Below are 19043 nucleotides of genomic sequence, written 5' to 3'. Positions count from 1 at the left end.
CAGTTCGGTCCCTATCCGGCGCGGGCGTAGGATATTTGAGAGGAGCTGCCCCTAGTACGAGAGGACCGGGGTGGACGGACCACTGGTGTATCAGCTGTCGACCAACGGCATAGCTGAGTAGCCAAGTCTGGACGGGATAAACGCTGAAGGCATCTAAGCGTGAAGCCCCCCTCAAGATGAGATATCCCATTCCTTCAAGGAAATAAGATCCCTTATAGACGATAAGGTAGATAGGTTCAAGGTGTAAGTGCGGTAACGCATTCAGCTGATGAATACTAATAGATCGAAGGTTTATTCTAAAAAGAAGATATGTAGTATCGGAATACTGTGTGAAGTTTTGAGGTTGTTATTTATAACAAGCCGATGTGGCTCAATTGGCAGAGCAGCTGATTTGTAATCAGCAGGTTATCGGTTCGAGTCCGATCATCGGCTTTGACTTTAAATCGCATGCTTAATAGCTTGCGATTTTTTTTTATAATTTTTTATTTTATGTGGGGATTGTATTGTGGAAGCTATAAAACATTTTATTAAAAATGAAATTGTACTGTGTGTAGCCTTGGTTTTAGCTATTGTTTCTTGTTTTTTTGTTCATCCAAGTAGGGATTATTTTAACTATATTGATTATCGTACTCTTAGTATTCTTTTATCTCTGATGATAACAATGGCTGGATTTCAGAGATTATCAGTATTTAGACAGATAGGTGAAATACTGGTTGGTAAGATGAATTCGATAAGAGGGATAGTCCTAATCTTATTAGGATTGTGCTTCTTTTCAAGCATGTTTATAACAAATGATGTAGCACTGCTAACATTTGTACCATTTTCTATAATTACACTTTCAATCTCAAATAGAAAAGATTTGTTTATTATTGTTATCGTACTTGAAACGATTGCGGCAAATCTTGGAAGCATGCTAATTCCTTTGGGAAATCCACAAAATCTCTATTTATATTCATTATCAAATATGAATTTGTTAAGCTTTATTTCTATAATGCTACCTTATAGTATATGTGCATTCATCCTTTTAGTTTTAAGCACATATTTATTTGTGAAAGATGCTCCTGTATCTGTTTCAGGGGATTCAAAAAAGGTATATAACAGAACACCGTATGAAAAGAAATTGATTGGATTATATATATTTGCATTTTTAGCATCATTATTAGTAGTGGCAAGGATAATGCCTTATTATGTTTCTTTGATAGTAGTAATTCTATTGGTTGTGATATTTGATAGAAGAGTGCTTAGAAAGCCTGATTATTCTTTACTGTTTACTTTTGTTTTTCTATTTGTATTCATTGGTAACATTAAGAATATATCAATTATTAGTACATTTTTAGAAGCGTTGATTAAGAACAATGAAGTGATAGTTTCAGTTTTTCTGAGTCAGTTTATAAGCAATGTGCCTGCAGCTATACTTTGTTCAGGATTTACAAATGATATACCAAAACTAATTATAGGAACTAATCTAGGTGGATTAGGGACTCTTATTGCTTCAATGGCAAGCCTTATTTCATTTAAACAATATAGCTATATTGATGGAGCTGATAGCAAAAAATACATTAAAGTATTTTCTATATTTAATATCGTTTTTTTAATAATCATGCTTATAGAGTATACGATTATAAATTTAGTATAAGAAAAGCCTCGTGCTCAGCACGAGGCTTTTAATCTTTTAGTTTGATAATGAATGTCTAATTACGCCTTTTGGATCTTTAATTAAGATAAAGATAATCCAAATAACAAGTGCTAATGCAATAACAGAAAAACCAAGGAATGTATCATTGATCATATCTTCCAAGGCTGGAGTAAAGTACTCGGCACGTAATTCAGCATATTCAAAGATTGCATCTACGAACCACATTATTGATGCACCCCAAAACATAAACATTAACACATGAAGTTGCATATCATTATTTTTGCGATTATACCATAATACTGTACTAATAACCGCAGCGATAACTGTAATCAGTAATGTCATATTATCCCCCTTAATTAGTTGTTTTCATTGTAGAAATAGGTCTTTTTACAATCATATCAGCTGTAACGCACATGCCAATCCAAATAACTGTTACTAGAACTGCCATTGATACACCTACAGTTGCAATTTCATGAAGCATTTCCTGAGTATCTTCTGGATTAGACATTGCTGTTAAAAATGGGAAGAAAGGTTGTACTTCTCCGTGCCATACATGCTCGAATGCAAGTAAAGCAGAACCTCCCCATAAAAGATTTGAAAGCCATTTTAGCTTTCTTGTCATAGGTACTGCCATGTTATCTTCATGTTTTTCTGTACCCTGTTTTTCCATTCTTTTCTTAATGATTGTTGTTACGACAGCTTCTCCAGCTGGAACAGTAAAGCAAGCCATAATTCCCCTCCTTAAATGTATTGGTTGATTCAATTTTGTAATGAATCTCAAATAATTATAGCAGCGTAAAACCAAGTATTATAGGGAATTGCGTCAATTCGTGTATTCAAAAAAATATAGCTGTTATTCCAATGAGGAATATCTGTCATATTAATGATTAAATAAAAGATGCTTACAGTCAAATACAATCCGTATTTTATTTTGAATTTTGGAGTAAAAGCGCTATAATAGGCTTCGAGTTTGTTTTTTACTCAAAAGATATAATGTTAGAGAGAGAAAGAGAATGTTAAAACAGGTAGTTATTTGGACATTACAGGATAAATGTTTTGGCCCAAACCTTAGTGCTATTAAAGGCAATATTAAAACGAGATTCGAAGAGTTAAATGGACAGGTTCCAGGACTCAATAGAATTGAGGTACACAGTGAGTGCATGAGTTCATCTAATGGTGATGTTATTATGGTAGCAGAATTTGAAGATGAAGCATCATTAAAGCAAAGAGAGAATAATGAAATGTGGAGTGCAGCAATGAAAGAGACAGTAGTTCCATTTGTTGATGTTACAACACATGTTGAGTATGCTTATTAATAATGCACTAAATTGCACTAATTAATTTTACACAATATAAACTTTAGATGTGTTACAATCTTCCTAAAGATACTATTAATGTATAAGGAGGATTTGTGATGGCAGAAAACAAATATGCAGGTACTAAGACAGAGAAGAACCTTTGGGAAGCTTTTGCTGGCGAATCAATGGCAAGAAACAAATATACATATTTTGCATCAGTTGCAAAAAAGGCTGGTTATGAGCAGATCGCAGCGTTATTTTTAAAGACTGCTGATAACGAGAAAGAGCATGCAAAACTTTGGTTTAAAGCTCTTGGTGAAATAGGAGATACACCTGCCAATCTTTTACATGCTGCAGAAGGCGAAAATGCTGAATGGACAGATATGTATGATAGAATGGCTAGGGAAGCTGAGGAAGAAGGTTTCCCAGAGCTTGCAGCACAGTTTAGAGGCGTAGGTGCTATTGAAAAGGAACACGAGGAAAGATATCGTAAGCTTTTGAACAATGTGGAAGCTATGGAGGTCTTCAAAAAGAGTGGTGTAACAATGTGGGAATGCCGCAATTGTGGACATATAGTTGTTGGAGTAGAAGCACCTGATGTTTGTCCAGTATGCAATCATCCAAAGGCATATTTTGAAGTAAGAGCAGAGAATTATTAATAAATAATAAAAGCTGGAGCAAATAAGCTCCAGCTTTTTTATTCGTGAGATTTTTGGGCCTCTTCGTTAATCATATCTTCGTAACCGGTAAGAGCTGCAAAGGGGGCAAACTGAGCAGCACGATCATACAAGCTCATATGTGGATGAGTGAGAGATTGATGGTGAGGCATATCGATTATATCTTTGTATACGATTCGTGGGTCGGGTTCGTTGTTTCTATATCCTTTTGCCATAGTTTTACTCCTTTTATTCACCAGAAGAATGGCCACCAACTTGTTTATTGCGTTTCATGGTCATGGCACCATCTTGGAGATTCATACCTTTTAGTACCGAATTTTTTCCAAATTTATCATGCATTGCCAGGGTGGCTTTTTGAAGCTTACGTTCTTTTTCATCAGCTTTATCAGCTGCTTCTTTTTCCTTTTCCAATGCATTATAGTCAGTGAAAAGATCCATTTGGTAAGGCGCATCATCCGGTATTTTATTAATAGGAATCAGATCACATGCTACAACATTTATTCTGCGAACTAATAGGTCAGAATCGATGATACGATCGTATAGCTCAACCATTGTCTCCATAATTCTTTGGGTGGAGCTGGTCCAACGGTCTAAGTTGCCTGTCCCATGTGCATGATAAGGGATGGGGCGACCAAAGTGATCAACAGAAACTTTTCCAGTATAGTATTTGTTTGTTCCGGCTATTTTAAAAGTAGATCGTCCTATACTTGAACCTTCTTTTTCAAATTCCAGGCTTGTTCTATCGTATCCGATGGTTAATTCAATCTTTTTGGTAACCAAATCCTTTCTTACTAAATCTAGAACCAAAAGCTCTGTCATTTCTTTGACTATGAGCCTAGCCTTGTCTGTAGTGTAAGGTTCCATAAGAACTTGACCACTGGAAAGGCTGTTTGTTTGAGGTCTATAGCTTTTGATAGTGGCAATTTCGGTAGGCTCCCAACCCCAAGCGTGGTCGATAAGTAGCTCGGCATTAATACCTAATGCTTTATATAGGACATCTTCGTTGTATACGCTGGTGCGTGCAATATCTCCCATAGTGAATATGCCCAGTTTTGCAAGGCGACGTGCAATACCACCACCTACGCGCCAAAAGTCTGTGATAGGCTGATGACACCAGAGAAGCTCACGATAGGTTCTTTCGTTTAGTTCAGCGATTCTAACACCCTGTTCATCCGCAGGAACGTGTTTGGCAACAATATCCATTGCTATTTTGGCAAGGTACATATTGGTCCCAATGCCTGCTGTTGCTGTGATGCCCGTTTCCTTAAGAACATCACGAATCATACGCATTGCAAGCTCGTGAGCGGTACAAGAATAGGTATTTAAATAGCCTGTAACATCGATGAAGCACTCATCAATGGAATAAACATGAATATCATCATCTGAAACATAACGAAGATAAATAGAAAAAATATAAGTGGATATTTCTTCATATCGTTTCATTCTAGGTGGAGCCGCAATATATGCAAGCTCTAGCGAAGGATCTTTTTCCAACTCTACTGCATCAGAAGATGAACCTGTAAAGTGGTATTCTCCAGTTTCTGGATCCTTTGGAAGTAAGCCTAAAGCAAGGGCACGACTAAAACGCTCTGCATTTACCTCTTTTACTCTTTGGATGACTTCAAATAAACGGGCTCGACCTGAAATTCCATAGGCCTTCAGTGAAGGGCTGACAGCTAGACAGATTGTTTTTTCGGTACGGGAGGAATCAGCCACAACCAGATTAGTAGTAAGTGGATCCAAACCTCTATCCGTGAGCTCGCAAGAAGCATAAAAGGACTTTAAATCGATAGCTATAAAAGCTCGTTCCTTTTCCATATGACTGACCTCCTTTCATAATAATGCAACTTATATGTTATAACCGAACAAGCATTCGTGTCAATCGAACATAGAAATATTTTGTAAAATACATAGATTTTGGGTAATGTAGTATACTGTTGTTAGATTTTTGAGTTTACTATCCAAATGAACATTCAAACGGGGGACAACAATGACAGAATTATTATCAGCTAAACAGATGCAGGCTTGTGATAAGAGAACCATTGAAAAACATGAAATACCATCTTTGGTTTTAATGGAAAGAGCGGCTCTTAAAGTAGTTGAAATTATAGAAAAAGAATGTGAGAATGCCAATAGTTTTTCAGTAGTTTGTGGTCCTGGGAATAACGGTGGTGATGGTGTTGCTATTGCAAGACTGTTGCGTCTAAAAGGTAAAACAGTAGACTGCATGGTGCTGGGAGACTCTGAAAAGTTTTCTGAGCAGATAAAGCAGGAGATAAAAATAGCAGAAAGCTATGGGATGACAATTCACAATAAGCTAATTGAAGAATCTATAGAAGAAGCTGATTTAACCATAGATGCTATGTTTGGTATAGGTCTGTCACGAGGATTGTCAGGAGAGTATGATTATGCAGCAGCAATGATCAATCAATGTGCAAATAGAGTTTTAGCAGTGGATATTCCTTCGGGCTACAATGCAGATAGTGGAAAACTTTTAGGAGAAACTGGCGTAAGGGCGGACATTACTGTTACCTTTGCTTATATGAAAAAAGGTATGCTGCTTGGGGATTGCAAAGCAGCTGTTGGAAAAATGGTTGTAGCAGATGTTGGAATCTACCTGGAAAGAGGAACAGACCAATATGAAAATTTAATTGATGATGATATTTTCAAATTTGTAAAGTCACGAGCTGTAGATGCTAATAAAGGTAGCTGTGGAAAGCTTCTTGTTATTGCAGGGAGTGAAAGCATATATGGGGCATGTTATCTTTCTGCTAAATCGGCTCTTACTACAGGTACAGGGCTGGTGAAAATTTATACTCACAAGAATAATATTGCAAGTATTCAGCAAAACTTACCTGAGGCAATGTATGCAGGATATGATGAATACAATGAAAAGGATTTGTCAGAGGAAATAAAATGGGCATCTACTGTTTTAATTGGGCCTGGTTTAGGAACATCTGGCATGTCAAAAAGAATTTTTAAGCAGATATTGAGGGAAGCAAATTATCCCCTAATAATTGATGCAGACGGAATAAATCTGTTAGCAGAAGAAGAGATGAAAGAACTATTCAAGGAAACTTCAGCAAGAGTACCTGTTGTTATTACTCCACATTTAAAAGAGATGGAGCGTTTGACGGGCGTTAAAGTGTCTGATATTAACTATAATATGGAGCAGGTAGCTATGGACTTTGCAAAAGAATATGGCTGCATAGTTGTGCTTAAAAACTTTACTACGATTATCACAGATGGCACACAGGTCTCTTATGTAAATAGCGGTAATGAAGGCTTGGCAACCCCAGGTTCCGGAGATGTGTTGGCAGGAGCAATAGCATCATTAATATCTCAAAAGGTTAATCCACAGATAGACGTGGCAGTTTGTGCGGCAACTCATCTTCATGGAAAGGCCGGTACTGAGGCATCAAAAAAATATGGGGTTAGAGGCGTGCTGGCTAGACATATAATTGATGAATTCGGGAATATTAAGGGGTTATAGGCAATAGTTTCACAGTTATTTCACAATGTGGGCAAATTATTATTAGATAAATATGCTAATGTTATACTATGTTTAAGTTTGTTGATTTATACAAAAGAACTCAACATAACGAGAATGCTCAGATTAGAACTTACTTTGCGGAATGCATTGAAAACATCAATAAGAGCAATCTTTACATGATGCGCAAGGTCTGCATGTATACTGCAATAATTTACTTATTATTGCTGATCTTGGCTTATTTTGTTGTGCCTAGTTTTAGTATTAATAAGGTGCATTTTCTTATTGTTCCACTTTTGGTCATTTACTATGTAATAAATACACATATAAGAAAACCTTCAGTCACTCTAAGTACTCACATGACTGGTGTGGTTTGTGGTATCTTTTATTTTTCATTAGTAACAATAATCATGTTATTTGATGCAGTTGCAGTTCCAGATCGTCCTGCAGTATGGACGCCGTTAGTTATAGCACTGTTTCCAATGGTTTACATTGATAAAATGTACAAATACGGCATGGAAGAACTTATAGCTATAATAATTTATGCCATAATTGCGTTTTTTAATAAGGAGCCAGAGCTATATACCAGAGAATTGTATATGCTAGTGGCAGCATATGTTTTGTCTATGTTGTCAGCACATATTATTCTTGTAATGCGCAGCCGAGAAGGCTTGGCAATGATAGAACTAAAGGAACTTAGTTCTTTAGACAAATTGACGCATGTTTTAAATAAAGATGCGTTGATGCAAAGAATGGAAAGTCATTATGAACATAAAAAGCCAGAGGAATCATGTGCAATGCTTATGATTGATTTGGATAATTTTAAGGATGTTAATGATAATCTGGGACACGATTCAGGCGATAGGCTTTTGGAGCGAGTAGGCCAGCTTTTAATTGATAATTTTAGAGCCTACGATATAATTGGTCGTTATGGCGGAGATGAATTTGTTGTACTGATGCCAAAGATGAATGATATGACCATCCTAGAGATGAGATGTCGAACTTTGCAGATGTTTATGACAGATATTAATCTTGGAAATGGTCAACCATTTACAGCAAGTATTGGCGCAATAATAGATGGTGGAAATCACACATGCAACGAAATTTTTAGAATGGCAGATGATGCTTTATACAAATCAAAACTAACTGGAAAAAGTAGATGTACAGCATGGAATATTGAGTGTATAGAGAATCCTTCGAAGCCTGTTATAATTGCGCTGACTGACGAGAATAATGACAAAGCGATAGGCTTGTGTGGAATATTGTCTGATGAATTTGAGATAGTAAAGACTCACAATGAAGACGAGGCCCTAAGATATATAAGCCAATATCATGAACATTTGGAATTGGTGGCGGTTAATATGTCGTTGGTAGATGAAAGTGGAATAATTATTAAATATTTAAAGAAACGAGAAAGCTTTATGCATGTGCCAATTCTAGCTGTGGCAAGCTCCCCAGAGGAGAACTTCCAAGCAAAAGAATTAGGTTCTGATGAAGTCATCATGATTGATTCAGAGGACGAGTTATATAAAGAAACAGTTAATAAATTAATACGTATGTAAGAAATATACATCGGCGGCAAGGATTACTTTGTCGCCGGTTTTTAATTTGAGCTCTTGTATAGGAATGAGAGCTTCATCATCTCGCATAACCACGGCTGGTAAAAAATGATCAGGAGCACTTATTTCAGATATTCGCAATCCGTTCCAGCAATGAACATCGTTGATGTTAACTGTGATTAAATCGATATGTTCGTCCTTTGCAAAGTTTGCAAGAAGCTTAACCCTAGAATAGTGCTCAACGAAGCCTGCACTGATAATACCGGTTGGAATAGCAACCACTCCAACGCCCAAAAAAGCTGTTACAATAGCCATTATTCTGCCGGCAACAGTGATTGGATATATATCACCATACCCTACTGTCAATAAAGTAGATACAGACCACCAAATTCCGGAGAATGCATTTCTAAAAACCTCAGGTTGAGCATCGTGTTCTGCATAATATATTCCAATTGAGCTAGCCAGCATAAGGATTAGAACTATCATTACAGATGATAGAATCTGATTCTTTTTTTCTTGTAATACGGATATGATTACGGCAAAAGAATCATATTGTCCGTTAATTCTAAACAGGTGAAAGATTCGTACGATTCTAAGAATTCTAAATGCTACAAACCCTGATAAATAGAAAAATGGCAAAATGGTAAATAAATCGACGATCCCGTCAAATGATATTAAAAATTTAAGAATGGCTTTAGCTTTTGAAAGGTTAGGATATAGTAAATCTGCTGTCCAAATTCTTAGAGCATATTCCAAGCAGAAAATAAAGATTGTGATATAGGCTATTTTGTCCATAAAACAAAAATAAGGCGATAATTCACTGTAGGTTTCAAGCACCATCACCAGTATATTAATACTGATGATGATAGTGATAAAGATATCGAAAAGCCTACTTGGAATATCATCCTTATTTCCAATTTGAATAATATTAAATATTCTTTGTTTGCTCAAAACAAAATTCTCCCCAATACATTCTAATTACTTTAATGTAAGTCCGTAGTAGTTTGCGATGCCAGTAGCATCTGCGATACCAAGCTGTTGATACTGCTCAGGTGTTGAAAGATGATTAACTCTATCAGAATAGTTTGTGCAGAAAGCATGCTCAACAATGACACATGGGAATCCTGCTGACTTGGACTGATTTATAAGAGCGTAGAAGTCTTTTGCAGAACCATCTGGATATTTGCTAGACTCAGAATCTCTTGTAACAATACCAGTGCCGTTTGGGCAAAGCTTCCAGTTGTTAACATTAAGACCAGTAGCTGTAAGCTGAGTCAGAATTGACTGGCCAAGTGTAGTACCAGCAACACAGATGTCTGGCTTGTAGTTTGCGTTTGGAACGATAACCTTAGAACCATTCTGAGATGTATCTAAATCAGGGTCATAGTCATTGTGCAAGCTAACGATTACATCTGCTTTAACTGATTTTGCGTAGTTGACACGAGCTGACAAGCAAGAAGATTTTGAATCAGGGTCAGCACCGTAAGGACATTCGAAACCATAACGAGTCATATATACTGTAACGCCAGAATATTTCTCTAATTCAGCTTTGCAATAGTATGCAATGTAGAGATTGGCAATGCCTTCTTCAAAGTTTTCATAATGACATCCTGTATGAGTAGTGTCATGTCCTGGGTCCAGGACTACAACTATATTTTTCTTAGCTGAAGATTTTGATTTTGCCTCAGAATAGAATGAGTTGCTTGTAAAAAGCAAAGATACAAGAGCAAGTCCAAGAACAAGACTTATCCCTTTTTTAAAAAACGATTTCATCTTATTTTCCTCCATAAATTTGATTCAATTTTAACATAGATTTACGTTTGTTAGCAATTTATAGTTGACATGTAAAACATAGCGATGTAGTATATACACAAATTTAATAAGAGATAGAGGTTGCGAAAGACAAAAGTAATCTTGTTGATGGGACAGGCCCATGTGACACAGGATGAAAGGGGATTTCGCCGAAGGAGAGTAGCACCTGATGCTGCTTATCCTGGGCATATGGTTAATAGCCACATGACTGTCATCTAATGCAATGTTTGCAGTAATAGATGGGGAGCTATCATAAGATGTATTTGATTTATGTTGCCGACCATTTATTGGTCGGCTTTTTTATTGCATCAATTGGGATTTATTAGCTAAAAGGAGGATTTGTAATGAGTATTTTTACAGGTGCAGCAGTAGCGATTGTCACACCATTTAATGAGGATTGTTCAGTTAATTATGAAAAGCTCGATAAGTTGATTGAGTATCAAATTGAAAACAATACAGACGCTATTGTTATTTGTGGTACAACAGGTGAAGCTTCAACTCTTTCACATGAGGAACACTTAGATGTGGTTCGTCATTGTATAAAGACGGTTAATCATCGTGTGCCAGTTATTGCAGGTACTGGTTCAAATTCCACAGAGACAGCTATTTATTTGTCCAAGGAAGCAGAGGCTGCAGGTGCTGACGCTGTACTTTTGGTCACTCCTTATTACAATAAGGCAACCCAAAATGGACTCTATGTTCATTTCAAAGATACAGCCGATGCCATTAATATCCCATGTATCCTTTACAATGTACCAAGTCGTACAGGTTGCAACATCCTTCCTGAGACAGCAGTACGTTTGGCAAAGGATGTAAAGAATATTGTTGCAATAAAAGAAGCATCAGGAAACATAAGTCAAATTGCAAAGCTTCTTCAGCTGGCAGATGGATGCATTGATGTGTATTCTGGCAATGATGATCAAATAGTTCCAATCATGTCACTTGGAGGTATTGGAGTAATATCCGTTCTTTCAAATGTTGCGCCTCAGCAGACTCATGATTTGTGCCAGGCATGTTTGGATGGAGATTATAAAAAGGCATCAAAAATGCAGTTAGAAGCATTACCTCTTATTGATTCGTTATTCTCTGAGGTTAACCCAATCCCAGTAAAGAAAGCTCTTAATCTTATGGGATTTGAAGTAGGACCTCTTAGAAAACCTCTTACAGAAATGGAAGATGGACATACAAATATTTTAAAGGAGAACATGAAGACATATGGAATTTACTAATACAATATGGTCGCTCTTGCCACCAATTATTGCTATTGCCCTTGCGTTAATCACAAAGGAAGTTTACTCTTCACTATTCATAGGAATATTCGCAGGCGGATTATTGTATGCTGGATTTAATCTTACAGCTGCAATGGAACATATCTTTGTAGATGGAATGATAGGTCAGCTTTCAGATAGCTGGAATGTCGGTATTCTGATTTTCTTGGTTGTACTTGGAAGCATGGTTATGCTTATGAACAGAGCTGGTGGCTCAGCAGCTTTCGGTAAATGGGCTGTTACCCATGTTAAAACAAAAGCTGGTGCACAGGTTGCTACTATCGTTCTTGGTATGTTGATATTCATCGATGATTATTTCAACTGTTTAACAGTAGGTTCAGTTATGAGACCGGTTACAGATAAGCACGGCATTTCAAGAGAAAAGCTTGCATATTTGATAGATGCAACTGCCGCTCCAGTTTGTATTATTGCTCCTATTTCATCATGGGCAGCAGCTGTAACAGGATTTGTAGATGGTGCTAATGGCCTTTCATTATTTATTAAGGCTATCCCATACAACTTCTACGCATTATTGACACTTGTAATGATGTTTACAATCACATATATGAACTTTGATTATGGCTCAATGAATTTGGCTGAGCTTAATCACATGGCACAGAATAAAATCAAAGTTAAAAAAGATGGAGCAGCATTAACAGGAGCGGAGGATCAGCCTCATCCACCTGTTTCTCAAAAGGGTAAGGTTATTCACCTTGTGCTCCCAATTGTATCTCTTATCATCTGCTGTGTAATCGGAATGATTTATACAGGAGGATTTTTCTCAGGCGAGAATTTCATTGATGCATTTTCAAATTCTGATGCATCAGTTGGACTTGTATACGGTTCAGTTGTAGCACTTATTATTACAATCATCTTTTATCTTGCAACAAAGGTTCTTAGCTTCAATGAATGTATGAATGCTATCCCAGAAGGATTTAAGAGTATGGTTCCTGCAATCTTAGTACTTACATTTGCATGGACATTAAAGTCAATGACAGATTCTCTTGGTGCAGCAGAATACGTTGGTGGCCTTGTTGCTGTAATTGCAGATAACAGAGCACTTATGAGCCTCTTGCCAGCCCTTGTATTTGTAGTAGGTATCTTCCTTGCATTTGCAACTGGTACATCTTGGGGTACATTTGGTATTCTTATTCCTATCGTTGTAAATGTATTTGGCGGAGATGTTAATAATGAGCTTATGATTATTGCAATTTCAGCTTGTATGGCTGGAGCAGTTTGTGGCGATCATTGCTCACCTATTTCAGATACTACAATCATGGCATCAGCAGGTGCAGAATGTAATCACATTAGCCATGTAAGTACACAGCTTCCATATGCAATGACAGTTGCTGCGGTTTCGTTTGTTTCATATATTATTTCGGGCTTTGTTAGAAACTGGGCAATATGCTTGATAATAGGTATAGCCCTTATGATTGGTACATTATTTGCTATCAAAACAATTTTTGTAAAGAAAACTGCATAAGAATATTGTATAATCTCCTTAGATTTTCTAAGGAGATTTTTTAATGAAGAATATAAAGTATTTAGTATTAGATGTTGATGGCACTCTTACGGATGGCCATATTTATATGGGGCAGGATGGGGAAATAATGAAAGCCTTTTCAGCCAAAGATGGATATGGTATTTGTCATATAGCAAAACCAAATGGAATCACACCTGTTATTATTACAGGTCGTGTTAGTAAGATAGTAGAGAATCGCGCAAAGGAGCTTAGCATCACAGAGATACATCAGGGAGTTGCAGACAAGCTGCCAAAGCTTATGGAGATTCTTGAAAAAAACGGCGATACTTTGGAACAATGTGCATATTGTGGTGATGATTTAAATGATTATGATTGCATGAAACACATCAAAGATGCTGGTGGTCTTGTTGGCTGCCCAGCAGATGCGGCAAAGGGAGTTATTGAACTTGCTGATTATGTTGCAAGTAAAGACGGCGGAAGAGGTGCAGTTAGAGAATTTATAGAATGGTTGGTTGAATAATGGAGAAAAAATCTTTTGAAATCACAGGAACAGGTCTTAAACTGATTGCGGTTATTACTATGTTTATAGACCATATTGGAGCAGGTCTGCTGGAAGTATGGCTTACTAATAATGCCGGTGTTATATCACAAGAACTTTATGGCAAAGTATTTCTTGTTGATGCTGTTTTGCGAAGCATAGGTCGTATGGCATTTCCTATATATTGCTATATGCTTGTGGAAGGCTTTATACACACTAGAAACCTTAAAAAATATGCTCTTCGCCTGCTGACTATAGCGGTGATTTCAGAAGTTCCATTTGATTATCTTTTCAGAAGAAGTTTCTTTGATTTAAATTACAATAATGTCCTTTGGACATTATTATTGGGACTAGGTGTCCTCTATGCTTATTCACTTATAGACAAGCTGGATTTTAACGTATATGCGATATATGCATGTAGAATTCTTGTAATGTTTGCAGGTATGGGCGTGGCATACTTTACTCATCTTGATTATAAGATGGCAGGCGTAACCTGCATATCAGTAATGTATTATTTGAATGGTCCAACTAAAAAACAAAGATTATTGTCCTTTGGAATGGGCGTGCTTATGCTGACACTTATGTCTAGTGTTTTAGAGGTATTTGCATTCTTGATGCTTATTCCTGTTTCATGCTATTACGGAAAACGTGGAGCTGATAGTGTGGCTTTACGTAGATTTTTCTACCTCTTTTATCCTGCCCACATAATTCTACTAGGGTTGGTCGCATATGTGCTAAAAATATAGTAGTTATAAATAGTAATAAAAACTATTGTCAAACCTATATCAAAATGATAGAATACTGAAAGTTTAAGTTAATTTAAACTTTCAGTTTAGGTTAAACAAAAAAAGGAGGATATGTATGAACACTCATGCACCAATTAAAGATGCCACTCAGCTTGGTATTCCGAAGATGTTAGTTTTGGGACTTCAGCATTTATTCGCAATGTTTGGAGCGACTATTTTAGTTCCAATTCTCGTCAACAACTATTTCGAAGGCGAAGGTCTTTCAATTCAAGTTACTTTATTTTTCGCAGGTCTCGGTACCTTATTTTTCCATTTATGTTCTAAATTCAAAGTTCCCGCATTTCTTGGTTCATCATTTGCTTTTTTAGGCGGATTTCACACAGTTGCTAATTTAAATACAGGTATTTTCAAAAACATGACAATGGGCGAAAAGCTTCCATACGCATGCGGCGGTATTGTTGTGGCTGGTTTATTATATTTGGTACTTGCACTTGTAATAAAACTTGTTGGAATTAAAAAGGTTATGAAATACCTTCCACCAGTTGTTACTGGTCCAATCATCATTTGCATCGGATTGTCATTAGCGCCTTCAGCTATAAGCAATGCATCTCGGAACTGGTTGCTTGCAATCATTGCACTTGCTGTTGTTATTATTTTCAACATTTGGGGAAAGGGAATCTTTAGAATCCTTCCGATCCTTATGGGTGTAGTAATCTCATATGCTTGCGCACTTATTTTCAACGCACTTGGAATGACAAATGCAGATGGAAGTGCAATCCTTGATTTTGCAGCAGTTCATGAGGCGTCTTGGGTCGGCTTACCAGATTTCTTCATTTGCAAATTCAATATTTCAGCAATCCTTGTTATGGCTCCAATCGCCATTGCTACAATGATGGAGCATATCGGAGATATGTCTGCTATTTCAGCAACAGTAGGAGAGGATTTTGTTACTGATCCAGGTTTACATAGAACACTTGTAGGTGATGGTCTTGCAACAAGTATTTCAGCAATGTTCGGTGGTCCAGCTAATACAACATATGGAGAGAACACTGGCGTACTTGAGCTTTCAAAGGTTCACGATCCTAAGGTAATCAGAATTGCAGCTTGCTATGCAATCGTACTTTCATTCATCCCTAAGATGGCAGATATCATTGGTACAATGCCAAGTGCAATCGTAGGTGGAATAAGCTTCATGCTTTATGGTATGATAAGTGCAATAGGAATAAGAAACGTTGTAGAGAATCATGTTGATTTTACACACTCAAGAAACCTTATCATTGCAGCAGTTATTCTTGTATGCGGTCTTGGTTTTTCAGATGGTCTTACATTCACAGTAGGAAGCACAGACATTACACTTACAAGTCTTGCAATTGCAGCAATCGCAGGTGTAGTTCTCAATGCTATCATTCCTGGTAGAGATTACGAATACGGTGATCCTGAAAGATACAGATTTGATAAAGAAGGTATTTAATTCTATTTAAAAAAGTTACTGCAGCTGATAAAATAGAAATATAGATATCAACCCTTTCATATTATAAGAGGGATAAATAGATAAATTTTTTGGAGGCTAATTTAATGGAGAAATTAGATAACGTAGTAGAGCTTACACATCCTCTACTTCAGCACAAAATTACAATGCTTAGAGATAAGAACACAGGAACAGCAGAGTTCCGTGCTCTTGTAGAAGAAATAGCTATGCTTGAGGCTTTTGAAGCACTCAACGATTTACAGACAGTAGATATCGAGTGTGAGACACCAATCGAAAAGTGTATGGCACCAGTTATTGCTGGTCGTAAGATGGCAATCGTACCAATCCTTCGTGCAGGTCTTGGTATGGTTAACGGTATTCAGAAGCTTGTACCAACAGCAAAGATTGGTCACATTGGTATGTACCGTGATGAGGAAACACATATTCCACACGAGTATTACTGCAAGCTTCCAAGCCCAATCGAGGAGCGTCTTATCGTTGTAACAGATCCTATGCTTGCTACAGGTGGTTCAGCAATCGATGCTATCACACTTATTAAGCAGCATGGTGGAAAGAGAATTAAGTTTATGGCAATTATTGCAGCTCCAGAAGGAGTTAGAGCTCTTCATGAGGCTCATCCTGATGTTCAGATTTACATTGGTCATATTGATCGTGAACTCAATTCTGATGCTTATATTTGCCCTGGTTTAGGAGATGCTGGAGATAGAATCTTCGGAACTAAGTAAAGGAGTCGACTTTGGAACCTATCACTATTGAGGCAGGTAAAAAGTTAATAAATGAGAATGATCCGGTTGATAGCATGTATGTTGTTATAGCCGGAGAGATAGTACAACAATGGAGGGGCCAGATGTTAAGTCTAGGCCCTGGTACTGTTGTTGGGCTTTCTGATGCTCTCAATCATCAGTATGAAGCAGATTATACTGTAAAAGAAACAGCCACCGTCATTAAATGCAATTATAAGACGATGGCTGATTTTGATGTTATCTTCAATGAACAACCAGTATATATTTTTGGTTTTGCAAAGGGTGCATTCAGACAGTGTAGGGATGTATTTAAAATATATGATTCATACAAAAAGAAGGTAGATGATTTTACTGATTACTGCAGAGGAATAAACGCTGAGTATCGCAAATTATGCCGCGCAGCTTCTATGACACCTGTAGAGATTCCTTTGTTGGAGGAAATGGAGCCTCTTGAGCTTAAAAATGAAATCCTCAAGTGGGAGCATGATTATATTGATAGCTTAAATTCTGTTGACAATAAAGAAATTGAAAATATTTATGGTAAGCGTACTGAAATTGTAAATGGTGTTATTGGTATTAGCTGTGGCTATATGGCTAGAGCTATTGAGTGCGCAGAGACAATGGGCTTTTACATTGAAGAGTTTTCACCTATTCTCCTTTCTCAAGATAGAGGAGATATGTTTGAGTCACTCTTTAATCTTCGAATATATATGGCAGAACGTGGCATTGAGCAGGACGGCATTATTAAGCTAATGAAGATGCTTTATAAGTATCTTTCAACCTGCGGAATCTACGATAAACAGCTTATCAAAGAAAGATGGGCTGAATACGATTCACACGATTTTGCAGCTTCTGCAGCGGCGTTTGATGAAGCAAAGGTGCAAAAGCAAGCTGAATTTACTCAGACCTTTGAACATATCTGTGAATTCGCAGAGGTGGATGAAGCTAAGCAGGATGAGTACAGACAACAGCTTGATGATTATTTGGCTCTTTCCGATAGAGAAGGTAAAGAGGACAATGAGCGTCGTATAAGAAAGAAAGCAGTAGATTTGTTTTATGATATTTATCGTAAAACATTCTTTAGAGCTTTGGAATTCGAAGCTATGGGTGGTGAGCTAGATACCATTATCCTTATGTTTTTGAATTTTGGTTATATCGACTACGAGGCGGTTGGCGAGGAGCTTACTTATCAGCTGGCTGATTTAGTAGAGCGACTAGAAACTTTATGCGAAAGCGACCATCTCTTTACTATATACAAGTGGCTTCGCATGGTATATCAGGCAGACAGGGAACCAAGCAAGAACGAGCTTGATTTAGACTATAGAGGTTTTATCCTTGAAGAAAGAAAGTCTGGAAATATTCCTGAGTCTGAAATGCAGACATGGATGAACGACCAGGAGCAGAAAGTCATTTTTGAAATTGATAATTTCTTCAAGTCGGCAAATAGAACCACATCGGGAAAGATGACAGCATTCTGCCCGGTTCTTACAAAAGAAGATTTTGGCGCAGAACCTATGAGACTTTTACTGACCCAGACGAAGCTTATGGAAGCTATGAATCGAATCGAAGAAGTGGATTATGGCATTTTCTTGCGCGAGGGTTATTTTACAGATATGGATACAGGCGTTAAGAGTGAGGCTTATTTAAAGCGAGTCGAGCCTGATATTATCCTTCTTCCAAATGTAGGAATGCGTGCTATGATGTGGCAGGAATGCGGCGGAATAAAGGTGGATTCACCGGGACGTTTCGTATTCCCTATGTTTACTCTTGATGATATCGACAAGATGATGATTTATTGCTGCGGAGCGTTCAGATGGGAAATCTGCAGAAAAGAGCAGGGTTCAAGATGGAACGATATTGGCTCTGAGTGTCTGACATCAGACTTTTATGATTACTTTACATTCTATCGAAAGAATAAAGATCTCTCTGCGGAAAACAAAGAAAAGGTTAAGACGCTTCTTAAATCATCTCGAAACAATATGCGTGAGGCCTTTACAAAGCAGTACACAATCTGGATTAATTTTGAGGCCCAGGGAAGTATTCGTCTTAATAAGGCAGAGAGAAATATCCTTAATAAACACTGTACATTCTCAAAGGCCTATAGAGCAAAGGTTAGCTCTCATCCAATGTTTGAGCAAGGTATATCTCGTCATGAGATTAAGCAGTCTCAAGCATTGCATCATTTGAAAACTATCATTGATAAGGTGGAGAAAAATGATGGTGTAGTTCCTGATGAGGTGAAGCAGGGAATGGAATATTTAAAGATGTAATAAATTCCAAAAAAGTATTTACATACTACTTAAG

At 37.3% G+C, this 19043-nt stretch carries 17 protein-coding genes, 1 tRNA gene, 1 rRNA gene, 1 pseudogene and 1 riboswitch; of the genes and pseudogenes, 14 read left to right on the top strand and 6 right to left on the bottom strand.

Annotated elements, in window-relative coordinates:
• The 3 genes from BMY66_RS12700 to BMY66_RS12690 all read left to right on the top strand — a co-directional run.
• Window positions 1-299 (top strand): 23S ribosomal RNA (locus BMY66_RS12700); the annotation flags it as partial.
• A gap of 60 nt (window positions 300-359) precedes the next feature.
• Window positions 360-432, top strand: a tRNA-Thr gene (locus BMY66_RS12695).
• A gap of 73 nt (window positions 433-505) precedes the next feature.
• Window positions 506-1636, top strand: coding sequence for an SLC13 family permease (locus BMY66_RS12690; RefSeq protein WP_242942720.1), 1131 nt, complete (start codon window positions 506-508; stop codon window positions 1634-1636).
• Between the two features lie 36 nt (window positions 1637-1672).
• Here the strand turns inward: BMY66_RS12690 and BMY66_RS12685 are convergent, their stop codons facing one another.
• Both BMY66_RS12685 and BMY66_RS12680 read right to left on the bottom strand, forming a co-directional pair.
• On the bottom strand, window positions 1673-1978 hold the full coding sequence (locus BMY66_RS12685) for a hypothetical protein (RefSeq protein WP_044938744.1): 306 nt from the start codon (window positions 1976-1978) through the stop codon (window positions 1673-1675).
• A 10-nt stretch (window positions 1979-1988) separates the two neighbouring features.
• Entirely contained in the window at window positions 1989-2366 is a 378-nt protein-coding gene (locus BMY66_RS12680; protein WP_044938741.1) for a hypothetical protein, read from the bottom strand.
• A 283-nt stretch (window positions 2367-2649) separates the two neighbouring features.
• On the opposite strand from BMY66_RS12680, the gene BMY66_RS12675 reads away from it, so the two are divergent.
• Together BMY66_RS12675 and rbr are read left to right on the top strand one after the other, a co-directional pair.
• Window positions 2650-2952 carry an antibiotic biosynthesis monooxygenase family protein gene (locus BMY66_RS12675; RefSeq protein WP_049960421.1) on the top strand — a complete coding sequence of 101 codons (303 nt, stop codon included), beginning with the start codon at window positions 2650-2652 and terminating at the stop codon, window positions 2950-2952.
• Window positions 2953-3050: 98 nt separating this feature from the next.
• Window positions 3051-3593 (top strand): rubrerythrin, encoded by a 543-nt coding sequence (gene rbr, locus BMY66_RS12670; protein ID WP_044938739.1) that lies wholly within the window; start codon window positions 3051-3053, stop codon window positions 3591-3593.
• Window positions 3594-3634: 41 nt separating this feature from the next.
• Here the strand turns inward: rbr and BMY66_RS12665 are convergent.
• A pseudogene (locus tag BMY66_RS12665) lies at window positions 3635-3826 on the bottom strand (hypothetical protein); the annotation flags it as partial.
• Between the two features lie 13 nt (window positions 3827-3839).
• Window positions 3840-5429 carry a Y-family DNA polymerase gene (locus tag BMY66_RS12660; protein WP_090395397.1) on the bottom strand — a complete coding sequence of 530 codons (1590 nt, stop codon included), beginning with the start codon at window positions 5427-5429 and terminating at the stop codon, window positions 3840-3842.
• A gap of 172 nt (window positions 5430-5601) precedes the next feature.
• Between BMY66_RS12660 and BMY66_RS12655 the strand changes: the two genes are divergently transcribed.
• Window positions 5602-7104 carry an NAD(P)H-hydrate dehydratase gene (locus BMY66_RS12655; RefSeq protein ID WP_090395396.1) on the top strand — a complete coding sequence of 501 codons (1503 nt, stop codon included), beginning with the start codon at window positions 5602-5604 and terminating at the stop codon, window positions 7102-7104.
• A 68-nt stretch (window positions 7105-7172) separates the two neighbouring features.
• Window positions 7173-8663 carry a GGDEF domain-containing protein gene (locus tag BMY66_RS12650; RefSeq protein WP_090395395.1) on the top strand — a complete coding sequence of 497 codons (1491 nt, stop codon included), beginning with the start codon at window positions 7173-7175 and terminating at the stop codon, window positions 8661-8663.
• On the opposite strand, the gene BMY66_RS12645 is transcribed toward BMY66_RS12650, so the two are convergent.
• The gene (locus BMY66_RS12645; protein WP_177175668.1) at window positions 8649-9611 is read right to left on the bottom strand and encodes an ion transporter; all 963 of its coding nucleotides are present in this window, start codon (window positions 9609-9611) and stop codon (window positions 8649-8651) included. The two genes, BMY66_RS12650 and BMY66_RS12645, sit on opposite strands and share 15 nt — an antisense overlap.
• 27 nt (window positions 9612-9638) lie before the next feature.
• The gene (locus tag BMY66_RS12640) at window positions 9639-10433 is read right to left on the bottom strand and encodes an N-acetylmuramoyl-L-alanine amidase (RefSeq protein ID WP_177175667.1); all 795 of its coding nucleotides are present in this window, start codon (window positions 10431-10433) and stop codon (window positions 9639-9641) included.
• Between the two features lie 106 nt (window positions 10434-10539).
• Window positions 10540-10730: riboswitch (Lysine riboswitch) on the top strand.
• 86 nt (window positions 10731-10816) lie between these two features.
• On the opposite strand from BMY66_RS12640, the gene dapA reads away from it, so the two are divergent.
• The 7 genes from dapA (at window position 10817) to BMY66_RS12605 (ending at window position 19009) form a co-directional block, all read left to right on the top strand.
• On the top strand, window positions 10817-11701 hold the full coding sequence (gene dapA / locus BMY66_RS12635) for a 4-hydroxy-tetrahydrodipicolinate synthase (RefSeq protein ID WP_074791639.1): 885 nt from the start codon (window positions 10817-10819) through the stop codon (window positions 11699-11701).
• Window positions 11688-13223: a Na+/H+ antiporter NhaC family protein gene (locus tag BMY66_RS12630; protein ID WP_044938713.1), complete on the top strand. Its 1536-nt coding sequence runs from the start codon at window positions 11688-11690 to the stop codon at window positions 13221-13223. Before dapA ends, BMY66_RS12630 begins: the two co-directional genes overlap by 14 nt.
• Before the next feature lie 43 nt (window positions 13224-13266).
• Window positions 13267-13743, top strand: coding sequence for a KdsC family phosphatase (locus BMY66_RS12625; protein WP_090395392.1), 477 nt, complete (start codon window positions 13267-13269; stop codon window positions 13741-13743).
• Window positions 13743-14507: a TraX family protein gene (locus BMY66_RS12620; protein ID WP_090395391.1), complete on the top strand. Its 765-nt coding sequence runs from the start codon at window positions 13743-13745 to the stop codon at window positions 14505-14507. Before BMY66_RS12625 ends, BMY66_RS12620 begins: the two co-directional genes overlap by 1 nt.
• Window positions 14508-14622: 115 nt before the next feature.
• Window positions 14623-15978, top strand: coding sequence for a uracil-xanthine permease family protein (locus tag BMY66_RS12615; protein WP_090395390.1), 1356 nt, complete (start codon window positions 14623-14625; stop codon window positions 15976-15978).
• A 104-nt stretch (window positions 15979-16082) separates the two neighbouring features.
• Entirely contained in the window at window positions 16083-16721 is a 639-nt protein-coding gene (gene upp, locus BMY66_RS12610; RefSeq protein WP_033153058.1) for a uracil phosphoribosyltransferase, read from the top strand.
• Between the two features lie 11 nt (window positions 16722-16732).
• A complete protein-coding gene (locus BMY66_RS12605; protein WP_090395389.1) occupies window positions 16733-19009 on the top strand; it encodes a cyclic nucleotide-binding domain-containing protein in 2277 nt (758 codons plus the stop codon).
• The last annotated feature ends 34 nt before the right edge of the window (window positions 19010-19043 follow it).

The organism is Pseudobutyrivibrio sp. C4, assembly GCF_900111635.1.
GTDB classification, from domain to species: domain Bacteria; phylum Bacillota; class Clostridia; order Lachnospirales; family Lachnospiraceae; genus Pseudobutyrivibrio; species Pseudobutyrivibrio ruminis.
Note: the sequence above shows the minus strand (reverse complement) of the source record. Positions and strands in the feature narration are given on the sequence as shown.